Here is an 18,851-nt window from a genome sequence, read left to right on the forward strand (position 1 = left end):
TGCTTTAGAGCTATTAAAAAGCCCCGTTCCACATCGACTGTGGCGGGGCTCTGAGTACAATTATTTGTTAGTTAGCACGATCTGCTCTTCGTTAATTTACCAGTTACTTTAAATATTAAACTGTACAACTCTCAAGTTCTTACACAACACCATGCATAAAAAACTCAACTGGAACTTTAAAAAAGTCAGAAAAGCCTTTTATTTGAGCTACAGTCATTTTTCGTTTGTTGTTCAATATTTCCGAAATAGCACTCTGACTTGCAATATCAGCTAGATCTTTCTGCTTTATGCCACGATCATTCATTAGAAAGGCTAATGCTTCCGATTGTGAAGAGTACGGAATCAGCACGGTTGCAGTCTCATACTCATACACGCGATCTGCAACCAACTCCGCAAAACGGGCAGCTGCGTGATCTTCACTATCTGCATGAGAGTAGAGCTCATCAATAAGCGTCATCCGCCCCCGCAAGTCATCATCGCTTTCTATAGGATCATGACATGCAGATAACAACTTGGACACTGTCGCTATTTGATCGCTCATACTATCAAACATTGGTGAAATATTAGCTATGAAGGTCTCTAGTCCAGTGGCTTCGATCTTATCACGCTTCATCTCGTCACCTATAATTTCATAATACATAAATTGAGTCGATCTTCCTTGTCAACTACTTAACATCACTATTGCACCACTTGTCATATCCAGCATGGGGCAAAATATCCTTGATAAAAATGGTGCCATTCCGCGTGTTGATCCACACGATAATTCGACACTCATTCTTCTTGATATCAAACACATAAATATCAAGAGGTCCTTTTTGGCTTGGGAGTCTTAGCTTGGAGCGAGGAATACGGTCAACGTTCCATCCTGAAGTATTGACCCAAACCTCACGAATCTGCTCAAAGGACTCGAACCGAAGGGGCGGTCTGTCAAAGGTGGAAAGCCACAATGTGAGTGGGTCTTTCCACTGGCTGTATTTTTCGATGGCTTCAGCTACCGCCGTTTTGGCAATCACTCGCATGTTCTTTTTTTCTCCGGCGTCCCTACATGCAGCGAAGATTATCGCGAATTCAGATATCTGTCAAACAGATATATCTGGATTGCAGATAACATTTCGAACACCTGCCAAAGCACAAATCTACCCGTCTTTGCAAAGCTGGAAACGGTACTGCGTTGTTTGACGATTTCCATGATTTTTTAGTCCTGGAAGCTGCGGTAGCCGGGTACGCAGTGGCGGGGCCGGAGAATCGTTATGTCCAACGAAGCATCTGTTCCAGCCAGATTGGCTGGCATCAAATGTCGTGCGGAAACAATCGACTCCTGGTGCTGCACCATACAAAACGAAGCCCCTGCATAATGCAGGGGCTTCGTTTTTTCTGGGATGTGCTCATCACTCCTCCTTGAATTGCACAAGGACGGTCGCAGGCAGATAACAGAATTTCGCCTTCGGCAAGCCTGCTGTAAAAACATCGAGCTCGCCCCGAACATACTTTCTCAGGCTGAGGGCCACGGCGCTGCTTTTCCAACCGTCCGCGCTGAACCTACGCAGCCTCAACCGAAAGCGAAATCCTTCGCCCTAGCTGCTGCAGCGCTCGCTCAACGTTTTCGATCTTGGAGTGGTGCAGGAAATCGACCAGCCGATCGACCTGCGGCCGTTGCACGCCGAGACGACGCGCCAATTCGGCCTTGCTTAAACCTGATTCCAAAAGCGTATTCCACAACGCAACCTTCGCGGCAGTCAGAGCAGGAAGACGCAACACGATATCGTTCTCCTGGTCTCCTGAATGACCAGTAGGAATCATCCGGCGGTCATCCGCATAGATGGAGAATGCTGTCTCAATCGCGTCAATGGCGGTATCCAATGCCTCCCCGAGGGTATCGCCGACGGCGTGCATCTCTGGAATCGCCGCGCAAGTCAGCCAGACGCTGCCCGGCTCTTCGTGAACTTCCAAGGCATATTCGAACATCACGCTTCCTCTCATGGGGTACAGCTGAGCCTCAGTCCTTGAGGCTCAACTGTTTGATTATCGTTTTTCTCAATCCTTCGCCCATTTCCTTGGCTCCGTGGTCGGGAAACACAGTTGATTTGCCACTCAAGGAAACCTTGAAGTGGCTGCCCTTACCGGCTTGGAACTCAACGCCTTGGGCTTTCAACCATCGCCGAAACTCGCTGTACTTCATGTGCATCACTCGCTGTTTCGGTAGAGCGAATGTGCAACATATTTGTTGCACCTGCAACACGAGTGTTGCATGTGCAACTGAAACCCTCAAGGCCAGCACTCGGCCACGATTGTGCGCTCGATCTTCTCAGGCTACCGTCACACCCGTCGCTGCCAATTCAGCGACCGGGCCTGAGAACCCGGGTAAGATACAGGCGCACCAGCGCGCCAACCCACGATTGCCGGCGCTTTTTTGTGTCTGCATTCACGTGTAATGGCGGCTGTGCGTGGGAGACCTTCGGGTCTGCCGGGTTCCTGTATCTCCGGTTTCTCAGCCTGCGCATAGCTGCCACCCTTTCGCCTGAGAACGAAAATGGCGGCTCTCATTTGATACAGGGAGTTCACAAATGAATGCCATTGATCCATCCGCAATCCGCCTGTCAGCGATGCCCGTCGCTTCCCACCTCTTGTCGAATAACAGGTGAAGCGAAAATGACCAATTATCCGGATCTGAAAACCCCAGGCCTCACGCACTTCTCCTTCCAATCCAATAAAGCGATGTTCCGCACCAACCGCGGTGTGCCAGTGATCGCCGCCCTCTCGCACGCCTCACACCTGCTTCACATCTCGAAACTACTCACCGCGGACTCTACGGTCTCTAGCGACCCTGACCTTCACGCCTACGCCTCTCAATATCTGCAAGAGTTAAGCAAGGCGCTGATCGATGATGTGGTGAAAGTGATGGACGCGCCGCCAGACAAGCCGTTGATGTAAATCATGCGTATGAAGCCCTCGTTGATGCGAGGGCTTTTTGCGTTTCAGACCTGACTCACTTCAAACACAAACGAAATCCTCCCCTGACTCGCACTCCACACATAGCGCAAATGCTTGCCCTGTTTCGGAATCGACACGGCAGGCGGCCGAAACGCAGCAACGCATTCCTGACCGGGCAATCGCACGCTGTTATAGAGCAGCCCCCAGGATTCGGCATCGCGCAGTTGCCGCGCGAACGCCTGTGATGGTCCGTATGCTTCGGGATCGGGTTGATGCAAATGTTCGAAGCCGTGGCGAACATCATGCAACGGTTTGACCACCTGATTGACGTAAGTGCGCATGGTCAATTCAAGGTCGGCTTCCTGAGTCGCAGCAAGAAAACGCTCCTGATGGAAACAGGTTTCGGCGATGGCGGCGGCCTGGCTGCTGGCGGCGTAGTAGACGCCGAAGGTGCCGTCGCTGAAGCGGCTGCGTTTGCCGACGTGGGTGAACGCGGCCATTACCGGGCTGGAACCGGGGCCGGACAGGCGGTCTTCGGGACGGACGCGGGCGAGTACGCCGGCCTGCTCAATCAGGCGATCGTTGGTCAGCGCTTCGATGGCGTAGGCGACTTCGAGGTCTTCGGGGTCGAGTACGTCTTCGAACAGCGCAATCGGCGGAAAGCTGCTGTTAACGATGCGATAGGCGCGCGGCCATGGCACATCGACCAGCGCCGGCGCTTTCAACCGCGGACTCCGTCGAGGTAGCGGCGCACATCGGCGATGTCGACCACCCTCCCCGCCAGCATGTAATCCAGGGCGGTTTTGCCATTGAACGGCGCTGCTGTGTTCGGGCTGCTGACCCAGGCGTAAGCGCGCTCGCGACTGTTGCTGAAGATGATGCTCAACGCCTTGTGAATGCCCATCAGATACGAGATGCGCTCAAGGGTGTCATGGGGCAGACGTATGTTTGGCAGGTGTTTGTATTTGTAGAACGTGGTGTTGCCGACGCCACCGAGCAGGGTGCGCTGCTGCTCAGCGTTGCAGCCCCAGTGCTCCATGAGGTTAAAGAAGAACTTCAGCGCAACGCGACCGGCTTCGGGGGCATCGAGTTGTTCGCGTGGTTGTAAAGCGGGGGATGAAGATGGCATTTGCCGCCTCCTTAGATTTATCGATGCTCGCAGCGTAGTACAGATATGTATCTAAATCCAAGATTAGTACATAACTGGATTTAAGCCCTGCTTAAACCAAGCCGTCCGTGTTGTCGAAACCGTAGCTATTTTTTGACCCTCATCACCCGCACCCCAGCAAAAACCCCAATCCTCTGTCAGCCTCCAGCCATCGGCGGGGAAATCAATTCGCTACTAAATCCGCGACAACTATGCTCAGGTGCAGGAATATAGCCGGCATAGGCGCCGGACCGGTCGCCCCGTAAACAACAATACCCAGCCCACTTCAGAGGGCATTACCCATGGATAGCAGAACCCTACGCAACCTCATGCGCATCGTGCAGACCGGCTCGTTGTCGGCCGCAGCCGAGCATTCGTGCCTGACGGTGCAGGCGTTGGCCGCGCAATTGAACAAGGTCGAAGAGCAGTTCGGTTTCCGCTTGTTTCGGCGTTCCAACAAGGGCCTGACGCTGACGCCGCAAGGCACGGAGCTAACGCCTTACATCGACAAAGTGTTGATTGCGACGCGACAGATGGAAGAAAAAGTCGCGGCCTTGAAAGTGCCGGGCCAGCGCACGTTGAAGGTGGCGTTGAACAACACGCTGTCGCCTGACTTCAACCGACGCATGATCGGACGGCTGATCGAGGTGTTTCCCGATTACCAGATGGAATTCAGTTACGCCGAGTCGATGGAAAACCTCAGCAAGCTGAAGAACGAGGATTTTGACCTCGCCGTGCTGATCGGCCCGCAGCGGCCGGGGCTGCCGAGCATCGTTCTGCCGGAGGTACAGGTGCAGGTGGTGGGCGCGCATTGCGGCCAGGAAAACGATCCGCTGACGCTGCTGGGCAATAAGTTTCAGGTGCGTCCTGCGGAGGATTGTCCTTATTCCCACAGCTTTTTGCGTTTTCTCGACGCTGGGCTGGGCAATCAAGAGAACGGCCAGCGCATGGTCTATTCGTGCAGCGAAACCCTGACGCTGTCGCTGATCACCCAGATGGATGCGGTCGGCATGGTTTCGCGTGAAGCGGCGCAGAAAAACGGCCTGACAATTTTCCCCGGGTTCGAGGATTTCCTCGAAGTGCGCCTGGCGGTAAACAATCCGGAGTTGTCGCACCAGGCGTTGAACGATGTCGTCGATTTGCCGCTACATGAACGAGCCGAGCGCAATGTACGCAGCCGTCCCCACCGCCACACTGAGAAAGAGGTTTTTGCTGAAATACGCACATAACAACGTCGGAATCGCGGCATAGAATTCCGGGCGATCGAGCTGGATCTGCCGGTCCTTGATCAACAAGGGCGTGAGGCTGATCGCAGCGACGATCGCCACCGGCAAATATTCCAGCGCCCGCGCCACGAACGGCGGCCAGTGCTCGGTGTTGATTTGCAGCGGCAAGGCGCGTGGCAGAAAGGTCACGGCCATCATCAGCACGACCACCAGAATCAGGAACGTTTGGTCAGGCATACACCCACTCCGCAGCCCACAAACGTGGCGATGAATACGTTGAATGGCGAACTGCCGATCAGGCTCAGCACCCCCATGCACACCACGGCAGCCGCGGCCGCAATGAGTTTGTTGCGCGTATTGCACAGCGAGACCAGTACGTAGAGCATCATCGCCGTCAGCGCGTAGTCGAGCTGATATTTGATCAGGTGCGCCGCGTACTGCGCGCACACCGCACCGAGCAAGCCGCCGAGTACCCACGAAGTGTGGCAGAACAGGTTGAAGCCGATCAGGTAGCGCACGTTCACCGGCGCACCGCTGCCGAGCTTCACGCTGTGAAACGCAAAGGACTCATCGGTCAGGCCGCTGGCGTAGCACCAGCGCTCCATACGACTCAAGCCCAATGCGCGCAGGGCCTTGGCCATGTACACCGACATCAGCATATGGCGGGCGTTGATCAGAAACGTGGTCAGTACGATGGTGGTCAGCGAAGCGCCGCTGGAAATCAGCGCCAGCGCGGCGAACTGCGAAGCACCGGCATAAACGAACAGGCACATCGCCACGGGCAGCCACATCGGCAACCCGGCGTTGACGGCCATCAGCCCGAACACGAACGACACGGTGAAATACCCGGCGACCACCGGACTGGCTTCGGCAAATGTGCGCGACGGCTGATCAGCAGCCATCAGCGGCGCACTGCCGGACGTTTCATTCATAGGTCCCTCTCAAATGTCCGTTCGCCATGGGGCTCGCAAAAACCCTGGGCGGTCCAGAATCGCTTGCCCGCGAGGTTAGCATCGTCGACGAACAGAAACATCCGCAGCACGCCGACCCGTTTCATGTCCGACGACGCCGCTTCAACCAGGCGCTGCCCCACGCCCTGGCTGCGATAGCGCGAACTGACGGCCAGATGATTGATCGTGCCGCGGCTGCCAAGCATGCCACCAAGCACCGCGCCGACGATCTCGCCGGTCACGTCGAAGGCGAGGTAAGCCGTGGTGGTTTTCTGGATCAGTACGCCGCGCAGGCATTTGGCGTCCTGCCATTCGCAGAACGACACTTCGTCGAACTGCCGGAAGAAACGCTCCATGCGCTGTGCATCCTTGGCCGTGGCGCGGCGCAGCACCACCGGCGTCGAGCATTCGACGCCGTCGATTGGGGTGATCTGATTAGCGAACAATGTCGAAAGCGGTCCCGGGCCGCGAGAAAGAAATTGCCAGAATCTGCCGGTACGCCATGGCATGGGTATGGGTGTTGCGCGCAGCGGTCACATAGTGGCGCATGTCACGGTCGAGGAAGTAGGTGGTATCGAGAATTTCCTCGTACGTAGTCGCCGCCAGTTGATGCTCGTGGATGTCGTACAAACGACTCTCCGCGCCCTCGACATTGTTACGCCCCCAAAAGTGCACGCCGCTGAACGGATAGCCGTCGCAGTGAATGCCTTCAGGGGTGATTTCCAGCTGCTTGCCGGGTTTGATTTCGATGCGGATCTGATGAATCTGGCACTGCCAGATTTCGTCGTGCAGTTCTTCCGGCAACACGCTTTTGTACACCTCGAAATCGGTGTCGATCAGGCTGCGCATCACCGGTGAAGTCAGCACTTCCTCGGAGAAGTCCTGAAAGTGCCGTACCACGCCGCCAACATAGGCGTTGTGCTCTTTCGACTGCACGTAGGCGCGATGTTCGAGTTGCTTGAGTTCACGCGTCTTCGGGTTGTACTCGAAGTCGCTGTAACGACGGTAACGCATACCCGCGTCGGCCTGACCGTAATAACTGTCTGGCTCCATGTTCTCCCAACTTTTGGTCAGTCTGACAAAGTCGGCGAAATGACCGTAGAGATTGAAGTCACCACCCTGGACGTTGACAAACTTGTCGCGCCGTAGCGATTCGCCCACTTCTCTGTTTAAAACGATCATTACCCAAATCTCCGCTGCGTTGAGCGGCCTAATCTATTAGGTGGAGAATTTGCGTCCATGAGAAAGAATTTCAGGCATTTGAAAAGCCATTTGAAACGAGGCTTGTAGCGACTTGAAAACCACTTTTACATGACAAAAACACGGGTTTTCCGGTTTTTTGCTGGAAAAACATCAAAAAAAAACCCCGAAGGCCTCGGGGTTTTCTCTTGTTTCTTACGCGCGATCGTTCATCAGAAGATGTTGATCGGGTAGTCCACGAACACGCGCAGCTCGTTGCCGCTGACGTTGTATTCGCTGGATTTCTGCGACACGCGCAGGATCGAGCTGCGCAGCTTCACGCTCAGGTCTTTGGCCGGGCCGCTTTGCACGACGTACTTGAACTGGTTGAAGATCTCGCGCTCGGTGCCGCCTTCGCTGGTGGACGTGGTGATGTTGTCGCCACGCACATACGCGAAGTTGTAGCTCAGACCCGGTACGCCGAATGCGCCGAAGTCCAGGCCGTAGCCCAGCTGCCAGCTGCGTTCGTCTTCAGCGTTGAAGTCCGACCAGTAGGAGTTGGCCAGATAGATGGAGTTACCACCGTCACCGACACGACCCTGATCTTTCTGATAGCCGCCGTAGGCGTAACCCAGATTGCTGTCGCCGGTGGAACGCTGGTGCGCCACGGTGAACGAGTGCGGGCCGGTAGCGAAGGTGGCGGCCAGGCTCCAGATCTTGTTGTCGTCGCCGGTTACAGCGTTTTCGCGGACATAGGAGTTGTCCAGCTTGGTGCGATAGCCGTTGAAGTCCAGGGTCAGCGATTGTTCCTTGTTGAAAGGAATCACGTAGTTGGCGTTCACGTATTGTTTCTTCAACACGTCTTCAACGTCGGACGCGTACAGCGCGCCTTTGAAGTTTTCGGTGAACTGGTAACTACCGCCCAACACGTTGATCGCCTTCAGACCACCGCTGTCACGGCCTTCATCGCTCTTGCGCGATTCGGCGGTGAAACGCCCGGCGTTCAGCTCCAGGCCTTTGATCTCGCGGGAGGTGATCAAGGTACCGGTGTAGCTTTCCGGCAGCAGGCGCACGTTGTCGTAGCTCAGCACCGGCAGGGCCGGCATCTGGTCGCCGTAGGTCAGTACGGTGTTGGAGAAACGGAATTTGACCGCTGCGCCGCCCTTGGCGATGTCATGCGCCGCACGACCGTCATTTTCCTGTTTGAAGAAGTCGATACCTTGCGCGCCGGTGCGGCCCTTGCCGCCATCCAGACGCAGTGCGTACAGACCAAAGGCGTCAACACCGACACCCACGGTGCCCTGCGTGAAGCCGGACGAGAACGTCCCGATCGCCGCTTGGCCCCACTCAGCCTTGTCCGGACGACCGTCTTTGTAATCACGATTGATGTAGGCGTTGCGCAACAGCACTTTAAGGCTGCTGTCTTCGACGAACCCCTTGGATTCGGCCTGGTCGTTAGCCATGGCCTGTGTAGCACTCAACATCCCCAGTGCGATCAGACTGATCCGCTTGTTCAACATGTTGTTTTCCTTATTACGGGTTGAAACGCGCTGTGTCGAACGGCTGAAACGGCGCTTTTGCACTCTTCTATTCACCCCGAAACAAAAAGACCCGCCTTGATCGAATCATGGCGGGCCTGCTCCTTGTTTTGAATCATGGCGGTTGGCCACAGGCGTTGGGCCGAATCGTAGCCGCGCCCTGAACAGTGTGTCAATTTCAAGAATCGTCTTTAAATAGGCGAAAAACGTCTAAGAAACGTAAAGTTTGCGCTGACTCCTTGCACAGAAATGCCTCGATTCAGTGAATCCAACGCCTGTCACGCGCAGCCGTGCACACCACAAAACGACGGGGGTTCGCCCGTTTTGTCGGCGCTAACAGCCTGGCCTAGCCAAGCGGCAAATGCCTGAGGCTTGCCCAACCAGGGAGTGATATCGAGTAGCGTGAATTGCCCAGCCTGTTCCAGAGCGAACGTCGGAAAAGCCTGGCCGCCGAGCCGCGCGAGCAATGCGCGACTGGCCTGTACATGGGCCTGCGCATCAATGGCGTCAAACGTCGCCCGAAACAGCGCTTCGGCATATCCCGTTCGGGCCGCCAGCTCCATGAGCACAGCCGCATCGGCAATGCGCCGTCCTTCAACGTAGTGTGCCGTTTGCAAGCAGCCGAGCAGTCGCAGGCCGCGCCCGTCGATCTTCTCCGCCGCCAGCACAGCGGTGATCGGCGGCATCGAGTCGAAGACCGCCGAAGGGTCACGCAGCAAGCCATCGAAATACGCCTCGCCAAAAGGCTGCCCGGTGTACTCGGCGATGCGTCGATCGTGGGGCATGACGTAATCGCGTAACTGCGGCGACACCTGCTGGCGGTTGGTGCCGCTCATCATTCCGCCCGCGTGAGCCGTCACGGATACCACCTGTTGCGCGGCTTCCACCAAAGGTTTTGCGCCATAGCACCAACCGCACAGTGGGTCGTAAATATAGTGAAGCATCATCGATAAAGCTCCGGCAAAAAGTAAGAGAAATCAATGCCGGCAGACTAATCCTGGAACTGCTGCGGAAAAACCTCGGAAAGGCTTTCAGTCTGTTTCGCTGATCGGTCAAATACCGGCTGCGAAGCTGTGTATCGAAACGGACACATAATGAAACAATCAAGCGACCGCACTTCTCAGGAATAATTAACGCTAGCAAATGCTAAGCATTACCATTCGCGCGCTCGAATTCTTCCACCCTTTCGGATGCGCTTCAGATGCCTGCCCCGTTCCGTTTTACGCCCGTCACCCTTGGGCTCTCGGCTTTTTTGTCCAGCAGTCTTGCCTTCGCGGCGACCGAACTGCCCGCCACCTCGATCAGCGCCGAAGCAGCAGCGGACGATCCGCGCGTGAAAGTCAGCAATACCGCGACCCGTACCTCGACACCCGTACGCTACGTACCGCAGGCAATCGACTCGATCAAGACCGCCAACGTCGCCAACTACGGCAGCAATGACATCGGCGACGCCCTGAGCGGCATGCCCAACGTCAGCAGCAGCGCCGACACCCGCTTCGACAGCCTGCGCATCCGTGGTTTCGATGCCAGCAATGATTTCTATCTGGACGGCATCCGCGACGACAGCCAGTACAAACGCGACCTGCACAACATCGAACGCGTCGAAGTGCTCAAAGGCCCGGCCGCCGTGCTTTATGGCCGTGGCAGTCAGGGCGGGATCGTCAATCGGGTGAGCAAAACGCCGGAAGCCGGGCGTCGCTCCACTGTTGAAGCCCAGGGTGGCAGCGAAGATTTGCGCAGTCTTTACGCCGACCTCAGCACCGACCCGAGCGACACCATCAGCCTGCGCCTGAACCTGGGCAACATGGATGAAAACAGCTTCCGCGATGGCGTTAGTGGCAATCGCCAGTTGCTCGCGCCGTCGATGAGTTGGCAACTGACGCCCGACCTGAACTGGCTGGTGCAGTACGAATACAGCCGTTACAACCGCACGCCGGATCGCGGTATTCCCGGGGTCAACGGGCGCCCCGCCGACGTCGGCCGCGACACGAGCTACGGCAACGACCACGACTTCATCGACGACAAATCGCAATCGCTGCGCTCGAAACTCACCTATGAGATCAACGATAACTGGCAACTGCGCCAGACCCTCGGCGTGTTCAAGCTCGACAGTGATTTCGACAACACCTACCTCACCGGCTACACGCCGGCGACCAACAAGGTCACGCGCCAGCATTGGCAGCAGGACCTGACCACCCGCAACGTCTACAACAACCTTGAACTGGAAGGCGGTTTCGATACGTTCGGACTTGAGCATCGCTTGCTCACCGGGGTTGAAATCGGCAGCCAGCGCCGCGATCCAACCTTGTACAACGCCGCCACCGGCAGGACGCCCGGCGCGCAGCCCGTGCCGTCACTCGACCTGTACAACCCCAACCGCGACCTGCGTCACATCGGTCGCATGCAAGTCTCCAGCAGCAGCCACACCGAGGTCGAAAGCCGCGCAGTGTACGTTCAGGATCAGCTACGCCTGAACGATCAATGGCAACTGCTCGGCGGTTTGCGCTACGACACCTTCGACATCGAATCGACCAACAAGCTGCGCAACATTTCCGAAGACCGTGACAGCCACAGCACCAGCCCGCGCGTGGGCCTGGTCTGGACGCCCCTGCAGAATCATTCCGTCTATGCCTCGTGGTCGAAGACGTTTTCACCCGTGGGCGGTGGATTGATCGGCATCACCCCGGGCGCGGCCGGCAATACCAACGACTTGAGCCCCGAGCTGACCAAGCAGAAAGAAATCGGCGTGAAAAGCGACTGGCTCTACGATCGCCTCAGCACCACGCTGGCGGTCTATGACCTGGAACTCTACAACCGCCGCACCACCGATCCGAATGATCCGACGCTGACGGTAATGTCCGGTCTGCAACGCTCACGCGGGATCGAACTGACCGCCACCGGCAACATCGTCGGCAATTGGTACCTACGTGGCGGCGTCGGTGTGCAGGATGCAACCATCGAAAAAGACAACAACGGCCTGGAAGGCAAGCGCATCAACAACGTGGCCAAGCGCAATGGCAGCCTGTTTCTCACCTGGAAACCGCAAATGGGCTGGTACGGCGAAACCGGCCTGACACTGGTCGGCCAGCGCTATGCGGACAACGCCAACACTGTGGTGTTGCCGGGCTATGGCCGCTGGGATGCGCTGCTGGGTTACCGGTTGAAAGACTGGGATCTGCGCGCGGCGCTGAACAATATTACCGATCGCGAGTACTACGCTTCGGCGACCAGCGCTTTCCAGATTCAGCCGGGAGCGCCGCGTAGCGTGGTGATGACGGGCACCTACAGCTTTTAGGCCAGCGCAAAAAACTGTGGGAGGGGGCTTGCTCCCGAAGGCGTCGGGTCAGTCGACATTATTGTCACTGACCCGACGCATTCGGGAGCAAGCCCCCCCACAGGTTCAATGTTCACAATGGTTTTTGTGTCCTGCATAAAAAAGCGCCGCCATCCCGGCAGCGCTTTGACCTGTCCTTGTTGTTCTTATCCTTCCATTACATCCCATAACGCTTGCAGTTCGGCCTCGCTGAACAGGCCAGCGGGGTAGCGCTCGATCATCATCCGGCGCGGATCAGGTTCCCTGATCTGACGCGTTCCATTGGACTTCAACCAGTGCGCGACCAACTGCAGCGATTCGCCGTTTACCGCCATGGGATGCACAGTCCGCTCGCTGACTACGTTCATTTCGGCGTTCATTTCAGCGCTCTCTCCCCGTTCATGAGCGGCTACGGTATCCAAGATTCATGACAGAACTGTTGAAGTTCTTCTCCCTCCCTAGTGCACTGGAACCGATACAAGAGCTATGCCAAGACTCGGCATCTGTCGACAGGCGGATACAAAAAAGCCCGCCGTCCTTTCGGGCTGCGGGCTTGTGTCCATGCGTAGCGAGCTAATCATTAGCCTGGCCGATTTATTAACCAACTCAAGCTGTTACGACTCAACTCACTCTTTGTGCGGCGCTGGCTGTTGCTGGGTAAGGCAGTGAATATTGCCGCCGCCCAGTAACAGTTCGCGGCCCGGCACCATCACCACTTCATGCTGCGGGAACAGCTTCTGCAGAATCTCCCTGGCCGGTGCGTCCATCGGGTCGTTGAAGCTTGGCGCGATGATGCCGCCGTTGACGATCAGGAAGTTCACGTAGGAACCGGCCAGGCGCACGGACGGGTTACGCTCCTGGGAACCTTCGACCGCATCGACCCCGGCGCACTCTTCTTCGGTCGCGTACAACGGCCCCGGAATCGGCATTTTGTGCACCGTGAACGGGCGACCCTTGGCGTCGGTGCTGCCTTGCAGCACTTTCATCGCGGCCTGGCAACGCGGGTAGTTCGGATCCTGCGGATCGTCCGTCCACGCCAGCAGCACTTCGCCCGGACGCACATAGCAGCAGAAGTTATCCACATGCCCGTCCGTTTCGTCGTTGAACAAGCCGTCCGGTAACCAGATGATCTTATCCACAGCCAGATTGGCGCTGAGCACCGCTTCGATCTCTTCGCGGCTCAGGTGCGGATTGCGATTGCGGTTGAGCAGGCACTCTTCGGTGGTGATCAGCGTGCCTTCGCCGTCAACGTGAATCGAACCGCCCTCGAGCACGAAGCCCTCGGTGCGATAACGCGGGCTGCGCTCGATCTCGAGGATCTTGCCGCCGACTTGCGAGTCGCGGTTCCACGGCAAATACAGGCCGCCATCGAAGCCGCCCCAGGCGTTGAAATCCCAGTTCACACCGCGCACTTCGCCGCTGTTGTTGATGACAAAGGTCGGGCCGCTGTCACGGACCCAGGCGTCATCGCTGGACATCTCGACCAGACGAATATTCGGCACGTCGAGGCGCGCGCGGGCGTTTTCGTATTGGCCGGCGGAGACCGCCACGGTCACCGGTTCAAAACGGGCGATGGCCTTGGCCACCGCCGCGTGTGCGGCTTGCGCCGGTTTGCCGCCCAGGCGCCAGTTGTCCGGGCGCTCGGGCCAGATCATCCAGGTTTGCGTCTGTGGCGCCCACTCGGCCGGCATGTGGAAGCCGTCGGCGCGCGGGGTACTTGTCAATGTGGTCATCAGGACTCCAGGGAACCGTCGAGGGTTTTCAACGCGCCGTACAGATTGGGACGGCGGTCGCGGAATGAACCCCACGCGCTGCGAATATGTTCCAGCTCGTCGAGGTTGAACGTGTGCACAAGAATACCTTCTTCGGTTTTATTCAGCTCCTGCACTTTTTCGCCGAACTGATTGGCGATGAACGACGAGCCGTAGAACGTGATGTCGTAGCCGTCCTGTTCTTCGTTGCCGATGCGGTTGCTGGCGATCAGCGGCATCAGGTTGGCGCCGGCATGGCCCTGCTGCACACGCTGCCAGTGATCGCGCGACGAGATGGTCTTGTCGTGCGGTTCGCTGCCGATGGCGGTTGGGTAAAAGAGAATTTCCGCGCCTTGCAGGGCCATGCTGCGCGCCGCTTCCGGAAACCACTGATCCCAGCAAATGCCCACGCCGATTTTCGCGTAACGGGTATTCCACACCTTGAAACCGGTGTCACCCGGGTTGAAGTAATACTTTTCGTGATAACCCGGACCGTCCGGAATGTGGCTTTTACGATAAATACCGAGGTTGCTGCCGTCGGCGTCGATGATCGCGATGCTGTTGAAACGCGCGCGCCCAGCCAATTCGTAGAAGCTGATCGGCAGCACCACTTGCAGCTCTTTGGCGATGGCCTGGAAGTGCTTGATCGCCGGGTTGTCCTCGACCGGGGTCGCCAGTTGCAGGTAATCCGGATTCGGCTTCTGGCAAAAGTACGGCGCCTCGAACAGTTCCTGAATCAGGATGATCTGCGCGCCTTCGGCGGCGGCTTCGCGGACCAGTCTTTCAGCGGTTGCGAGGTTGGCTTGCAGATCCCAGGAACAGGCCATCTGCGTGGCGGCGACGGTAACGATACGGCTCATGAATCATCTCCGGGCAAGTGCTTTGACAGTCGGAAAGTCGACCGAAAAGGAAACGCGCGCACCGGAATGAAACCGCCATGCCGGAGCAATGGCGACTTTATAGCCGATAAATATCTGGTTTAGAAGCGCTACGAGAGCGCTCCATCTGAAAATAATTAAATTAAGCCGATAAAAATCGATAATTCACTGCAAAATAAATGTGGGAGCGGGCTTGCTCGCGAATGCAGTGTGTCAGCCACCCAAGGTGGGACGGACGCACCGCATTCGCGAGCAAGCCCGCTCCCACAAGGGATTTGCGGTGTTTACAACCCTTCGGTCAGCACCCGATCCAGCATATCGACGAAGAAGTCCACACTCTGGCGCGACGTCACCATCGGCGGTTTGATCTTGAGAATATTCAGGTCATCGCCGGTCGGCTGCATGAAAATCCCCAGCTCACGCAGGCGATCGCACAGCAATGCAGTCTCTGCGGTCGCCGGTTCCAGCGTCTCGCGGTTGCGGACCAATTCAAGCCCGAGGTAGAACCCGGAACCATGCACCGCGCCCACCAGCGGATGTTTATCGATCAAGGCCTCGAGTCGCGCCTTGAAGTGACCGCCCACCGCCTGCGCGTTTTCCCAGAGTTTTTCTTCCTCCATGACATCCAGCACCGCCATGCCGATCTGACAACTCACCGGGCTGCCGCCGGCTGACGAGAAGAAATAACCCTCGGCTTCCAGCGCCTCGGCGATTTCCCGGCGGGTGATCACCGCACCCAGCGGCTGGCCGTTGCCCATGCCTTTGGCCATGGTGATGATGTCCGGCACCACGCCTTGATCTTCGAAGCCCCAGAAAAACTTGCCCATGCGCCCGTAACCGACCTGCACCTCATCGGCGATGCACACGCCGCCCTGCGCACGTACTAACGCGTAGACCTGTTGCAGATAGCCCGGCGGCAGCGAGATACCGCCCGCGTTGCCATAAACCGGTTCGCAGATGAAGCCGGCCAGTTGGCGTTTGTGTTCAGCGAGTTTGTGCAAATGATGCTCGACGCTGCGCACGTAATCCGGCGCCGAGTCCGGGCCGCGGAATTCACCGCGATAGGTATTCGGCGCAGTCACCGGATGTACCCAGTCCGGGCGGCTTTCCAGCGCTTTCGGATTGTCGGCGATCGATGTCGACACCGCATCGGCGCCAACCGTCCAGCCGTGATAGGCCTCCAGCACGCTGATGATGTCGCGACCGCCGCTGTAGGCCCACGCCAGGCGAATCGCCAGATCGTTGGCCTCGCTGCCACTGTTGACGAGGAACACTCGATCCATGCCCGCCGGCGCCAGTTTGAGCAGGCGCTCGGAGAACTCCGCGACCGCGGCGTAGTTGAAGCGCGAGTTGGTATTGAGCAGCGACCACTGACGCGCCGCGACCGCGGCCATGCGCGGATGACCGTGACCGAGCACCGCGACGTTGTTAAGCATGTCGAGGTACGAACGGCCCTGCATATCGATCAGGTGATTGCGCCAGCCGCGTTCGATGCGCGGCGGGTCAACGTAATAGTGTTTTTGCGTGCGGGCGAAACTGGCCGCGCGACGCTCCAGCACGGTTTTTCCGTCCAGCTCCGGTTCGGCATCGCAGGCCAGTCCCAGCAGCGCTGCCGGCGACGGACACAAGGCCTGCCACGCAGGCGCACGCGAGGGTATGCAGAACAACGGCGCGTCGAGGTGTTCGCCCCGGCACAATTGCACGCGCAACGGCCCGCTGATTTCACCCAGCGCCTGCCCTTTGTCGAGCGCCGTGCCGCTGGGCAGATGGGTCGTGACGCCCCACAGGCGAACGTTCAGTTGCGCACCGTTGAGTTGCACCGCGCCGTCACCTGCTGACTGCAGCACTCCGGCAAACGGCGCTGCCACAGCGGTGCGATGGGGCACGTGCAATTCGACATGCAGCGCGAAGGTGTCCGGCTCTTCAGCGCTGTCGGCACGGGTACGCGACAACCGGTATTGGCCGTAACGGCTTGCCGCCAGGCCATGGGCAGCGGCCGCTTCAGCCAGCAGGCGCTGATCGATGCCCGCCTGCTCCCAGTTGCCAGCCTCGAAATGCGGACTGAGCACGCCCAGGTCGATCAAAGCGAATTCACGTCCCACCAGGCTCGGCAGCAGCGGCGCAAACCCATCGCTGTCGATGGCGGGCAAGGCGTAACCGACGGCGTCGAGAATCGCCGCTTCCATCAGTGCCAACGGCACGGAAGTGGCCACGCGGAAAATCTCCCATTCGTGGCTGAGATTGTCACGACTGTAAATGTTGCCAGGATCGATGCTGACCTGCTGCTCGCCACTGAGCACCAGCACCGCTGCCCGCGCCACGATCAATGGCCACAAGGCTTGCAGCTCTTCGTACTGCAACGGGTTGGCGGCATGATAGGCCTTGACTGCCGGCAGGATCACAAACGGATCGCCATCGGCGTGATGCAGCAAAGCGGCGCAAGTCACCGACAAATCCGTGATGCGCCAGGTGCGCACCAGATCGCCGAAATCGATCACTCCCTGCAATTGCCAATGACGCTGGGCATCCCGCTGCCAGACGACATTGTCGTCAGTGATATCCATGTGAATTGCCTGCACCGGCAGTGTGTCCAGCAGCGGCTGCAAACGGCGCTCGGCCTGCTCGGCCGCAGCGCTGATCGATGCGCGTTGCGACGCGTCCGTGATCACTGGCAGCAGATGCTGGATCAACGCATTGGCGTGACGCGCGTCCCATTGCAAGGTGCGCTCAAGACCCGGGTGGTCAAAGGCTGCCAATGCCAGGTCCATCTCACCGCAGAGCCGGCCAAAACCGGCTACCACCTCATGGCCCAGATGATTGAAATCGGTCAGCGGCTGGCCGTCAATGTACTCCAGCAGCCGCACGTGCACCGCTGCGCCATCGGCTTGCAATGACAACAGATCTTCGCCGTTATTGGCCGTAATCACGCCGGGCACCCTGATCGAAGAATGCTCGGCGAGGTACTTGAGGCCGGCATGCTGGGCTTGCAGCTCCACCAAGGCGTAATCGCCACGACAGATTTTCAGCACGAAGCGCCCGCGTGCGCTGTCGAGGCGATAGTTCAGATCCTGCTGGCTGCCCAGTGCCCGCAACGTGCCGCTGAGACCGTAATGTTCGTGCAGCCATTGCAGCGCCTGGGCTTCTGAAACCTGAGGAGCGGGCAAACTGGCGCGATGAATCAACGTGGCGAGCGGCATGAAACGACCCCTGAAATTTTATTAGGCGCTTATATCGCCATTGCCTCGGTCGTTACGCAACCCCCAGGCGCGTGCAGACCGGTATTTCCACCCGACGCTCGCACCCTTCGGCACTTTGCGCAAGAATGTCGCCCATTCACACCCTATCAATGGAAACTCTCATGAATGTAATCACCACCGATCTGCCCGGTGTTCTGATCATCGAACCCAAGGTTTTCGGCGACGAGCGCGGTTTTTTCTACGAGAGCTTCAACGCCAGGGCGTTCCAGGAAGCGACCGGTCTGGATACCCAATTCGTTCAAGACAACCACTCTCGTTCGCAAAAAGGCGTGTTGCGTGGCCTGCATTACCAACTGCAAAACACTCAGGGCAAACTGGTCCGCGTGACCGTCGGTGAAGTGCTTGACGTGGCTGTGGACATCCGCCGCAGCTCGCCGCATTTCGGCAAGTCGGTGACGGTGCGTCTTTCCGCTGAGAATCACCGTCAGTTGTGGATACCGGAAGGCTTCGCCCATGGTTTCGTGGTCCTGAGCGAGTTCGCAGAATTCCTCTACAAGACCACCAACTACTACGACCCGTCTTCCGAGCGCAGCATTCGCTGGGATGACCCAGCGCTGGGCATCGACTGGCAACTGGACGAAGCGCCGAAGCTGTCGGCCAAGGATGCGGCTGCCGCGCTGCTCAAGGACGCTGACGTCTTCGCTTGAGGCCGGGCATAATGCGCCTGTCACCTCAGGCGCA

20 protein-coding genes are annotated in these 18,851 nt (G+C 57.8%); 4 read left to right on the forward strand and 16 right to left on the reverse strand.

The annotated features are described in order from the left end of the window. Nucleotides 1-139: 139 nt before the first annotated feature. The 4 genes from HU739_RS16120 to HU739_RS16135 all read right to left on the reverse strand — a co-directional run bounded on the left by HU739_RS16120 (nucleotide 140) and on the right by HU739_RS16135 (nucleotide 2,179). Nucleotides 140-613 carry a helix-turn-helix domain-containing protein gene (locus tag HU739_RS16120; RefSeq protein WP_186548701.1) on the reverse strand — a complete coding sequence of 158 codons (474 nt, stop codon included), beginning with the start codon at nucleotides 611-613 and terminating at the stop codon, nucleotides 140-142. Nucleotides 614-665: 52 nt separating this feature from the next. Next, nucleotides 666-1,019: a type II toxin-antitoxin system HigB family toxin gene (locus HU739_RS16125; RefSeq protein ID WP_186548483.1), complete on the reverse strand. Its 354-nt coding sequence runs from the start codon at nucleotides 1,017-1,019 to the stop codon at nucleotides 666-668. 520 nt (nucleotides 1,020-1,539) lie between these two features. Continuing rightward, a complete protein-coding gene (locus tag HU739_RS16130; RefSeq protein ID WP_186548485.1) occupies nucleotides 1,540-1,965 on the reverse strand; it encodes a type II toxin-antitoxin system HicB family antitoxin in 426 nt (141 codons plus the stop codon). A gap of 31 nt (nucleotides 1,966-1,996) precedes the next feature. Then, nucleotides 1,997-2,179, reverse strand: coding sequence for a type II toxin-antitoxin system HicA family toxin (locus tag HU739_RS16135; protein ID WP_186548487.1), 183 nt, complete (start codon nucleotides 2,177-2,179; stop codon nucleotides 1,997-1,999). Nucleotides 2,180-2,649: 470 nt separating this feature from the next. Between HU739_RS16135 and HU739_RS16140 the strand changes: the two genes are divergently transcribed. Beyond that, nucleotides 2,650-2,931 carry a DUF3077 domain-containing protein gene (locus HU739_RS16140; protein ID WP_186548489.1) on the forward strand — a complete coding sequence of 94 codons (282 nt, stop codon included), beginning with the start codon at nucleotides 2,650-2,652 and terminating at the stop codon, nucleotides 2,929-2,931. Nucleotides 2,932-2,975: 44 nt separating this feature from the next. Here HU739_RS16140 and HU739_RS16145 read toward each other — a convergent pair whose 3' ends face one another. Beyond that, a complete protein-coding gene (locus HU739_RS16145) occupies nucleotides 2,976-3,641 on the reverse strand; it encodes an RES family NAD+ phosphorylase (protein ID WP_186548703.1) in 666 nt (221 codons plus the stop codon). A gap of 11 nt (nucleotides 3,642-3,652) precedes the next feature. Beyond that, on the reverse strand, nucleotides 3,653-4,060 hold the full coding sequence (locus tag HU739_RS16150) for an MbcA/ParS/Xre antitoxin family protein (RefSeq protein WP_186548491.1): 408 nt from the start codon (nucleotides 4,058-4,060) through the stop codon (nucleotides 3,653-3,655). Nucleotides 4,061-4,380: 320 nt separating this feature from the next. Between HU739_RS16150 and HU739_RS16155 the strand changes: the two genes are divergently transcribed. Further along, nucleotides 4,381-5,307: a LysR family transcriptional regulator gene (locus HU739_RS16155; RefSeq protein WP_186548493.1), complete on the forward strand. Its 927-nt coding sequence runs from the start codon at nucleotides 4,381-4,383 to the stop codon at nucleotides 5,305-5,307. Here the strand turns inward: HU739_RS16155 and HU739_RS16160 are convergent. The 6 genes from HU739_RS16160 to HU739_RS16185 form a co-directional block, all read right to left on the reverse strand. After that, nucleotides 5,224-5,541 carry an AzlD domain-containing protein gene (locus HU739_RS16160; RefSeq protein ID WP_024011198.1) on the reverse strand — a complete coding sequence of 106 codons (318 nt, stop codon included), beginning with the start codon at nucleotides 5,539-5,541 and terminating at the stop codon, nucleotides 5,224-5,226. The genes HU739_RS16155 and HU739_RS16160 overlap by 84 nt on opposite strands. Next, nucleotides 5,520-6,236, reverse strand: coding sequence for an AzlC family ABC transporter permease (locus HU739_RS16165; RefSeq protein WP_186548495.1), 717 nt, complete (start codon nucleotides 6,234-6,236; stop codon nucleotides 5,520-5,522). The genes HU739_RS16160 and HU739_RS16165 overlap by 22 nt, the downstream gene beginning before the upstream one ends. Continuing rightward, nucleotides 6,233-6,610, reverse strand: coding sequence for a GNAT family N-acetyltransferase (locus tag HU739_RS16170; protein WP_186548705.1), 378 nt, complete (start codon nucleotides 6,608-6,610; stop codon nucleotides 6,233-6,235). The genes HU739_RS16165 and HU739_RS16170 overlap by 4 nt, the downstream gene beginning before the upstream one ends. Nucleotides 6,611-6,689: 79 nt before the next feature. Continuing rightward, nucleotides 6,690-7,436, reverse strand: a complete 747-nt coding sequence (locus tag HU739_RS16175; RefSeq protein WP_186548497.1) for a 2OG-Fe dioxygenase family protein — start codon at nucleotides 7,434-7,436, stop codon at nucleotides 6,690-6,692. Nucleotides 7,437-7,666: 230 nt separating this feature from the next. Then, the gene (locus HU739_RS16180) at nucleotides 7,667-8,953 is read right to left on the reverse strand and encodes an OprD family porin (RefSeq protein WP_186548499.1); all 1,287 of its coding nucleotides are present in this window, start codon (nucleotides 8,951-8,953) and stop codon (nucleotides 7,667-7,669) included. A 296-nt stretch (nucleotides 8,954-9,249) separates the two neighbouring features. Beyond that, complete coding sequence (locus tag HU739_RS16185) at nucleotides 9,250-9,918, reverse strand: DsbA family protein (RefSeq protein WP_186548501.1); 669 nt, start codon at nucleotides 9,916-9,918, stop codon at nucleotides 9,250-9,252. A gap of 254 nt (nucleotides 9,919-10,172) precedes the next feature. On the opposite strand from HU739_RS16185, the gene HU739_RS16190 reads away from it, so the two are divergent. Further along, a complete protein-coding gene (locus tag HU739_RS16190) occupies nucleotides 10,173-12,266 on the forward strand; it encodes a TonB-dependent receptor (protein WP_186548503.1) in 2,094 nt (697 codons plus the stop codon). Nucleotides 12,267-12,451: 185 nt separating this feature from the next. On the opposite strand, the gene HU739_RS16195 is transcribed toward HU739_RS16190, so the two are convergent. The 4 genes from HU739_RS16195 to HU739_RS16210 form a co-directional block, all read right to left on the reverse strand. Beyond that, nucleotides 12,452-12,664: a hypothetical protein gene (locus HU739_RS16195; protein ID WP_186548505.1), complete on the reverse strand. Its 213-nt coding sequence runs from the start codon at nucleotides 12,662-12,664 to the stop codon at nucleotides 12,452-12,454. A gap of 246 nt (nucleotides 12,665-12,910) precedes the next feature. Next, the gene (aguA, locus tag HU739_RS16200; protein WP_186548507.1) at nucleotides 12,911-14,017 is read right to left on the reverse strand and encodes an agmatine deiminase; all 1,107 of its coding nucleotides are present in this window, start codon (nucleotides 14,015-14,017) and stop codon (nucleotides 12,911-12,913) included. Further along, nucleotides 14,017-14,895, reverse strand: coding sequence for an N-carbamoylputrescine amidase (aguB, locus tag HU739_RS16205; protein ID WP_186548509.1), 879 nt, complete (start codon nucleotides 14,893-14,895; stop codon nucleotides 14,017-14,019). The genes aguA and aguB overlap by 1 nt, the downstream gene beginning before the upstream one ends. A 302-nt stretch (nucleotides 14,896-15,197) precedes the next feature. Continuing rightward, nucleotides 15,198-18,110 carry an aminotransferase gene (locus HU739_RS16210; protein ID WP_186548511.1) on the reverse strand — a complete coding sequence of 971 codons (2,913 nt, stop codon included), beginning with the start codon at nucleotides 18,108-18,110 and terminating at the stop codon, nucleotides 15,198-15,200. A gap of 161 nt (nucleotides 18,111-18,271) precedes the next feature. Between HU739_RS16210 and rfbC the strand changes: the two genes are divergently transcribed. Next, on the forward strand, nucleotides 18,272-18,817 hold the full coding sequence (rfbC, locus tag HU739_RS16215; RefSeq protein ID WP_186548513.1) for a dTDP-4-dehydrorhamnose 3,5-epimerase: 546 nt from the start codon (nucleotides 18,272-18,274) through the stop codon (nucleotides 18,815-18,817). Nucleotides 18,818-18,851: the final 34 nt, after the last annotated feature.

Origin of the sequence: Pseudomonas hamedanensis (assembly GCF_014268595.2) — a bacterium.
Classification (GTDB): domain Bacteria; phylum Pseudomonadota; class Gammaproteobacteria; order Pseudomonadales; family Pseudomonadaceae; genus Aquipseudomonas; species Aquipseudomonas hamedanensis.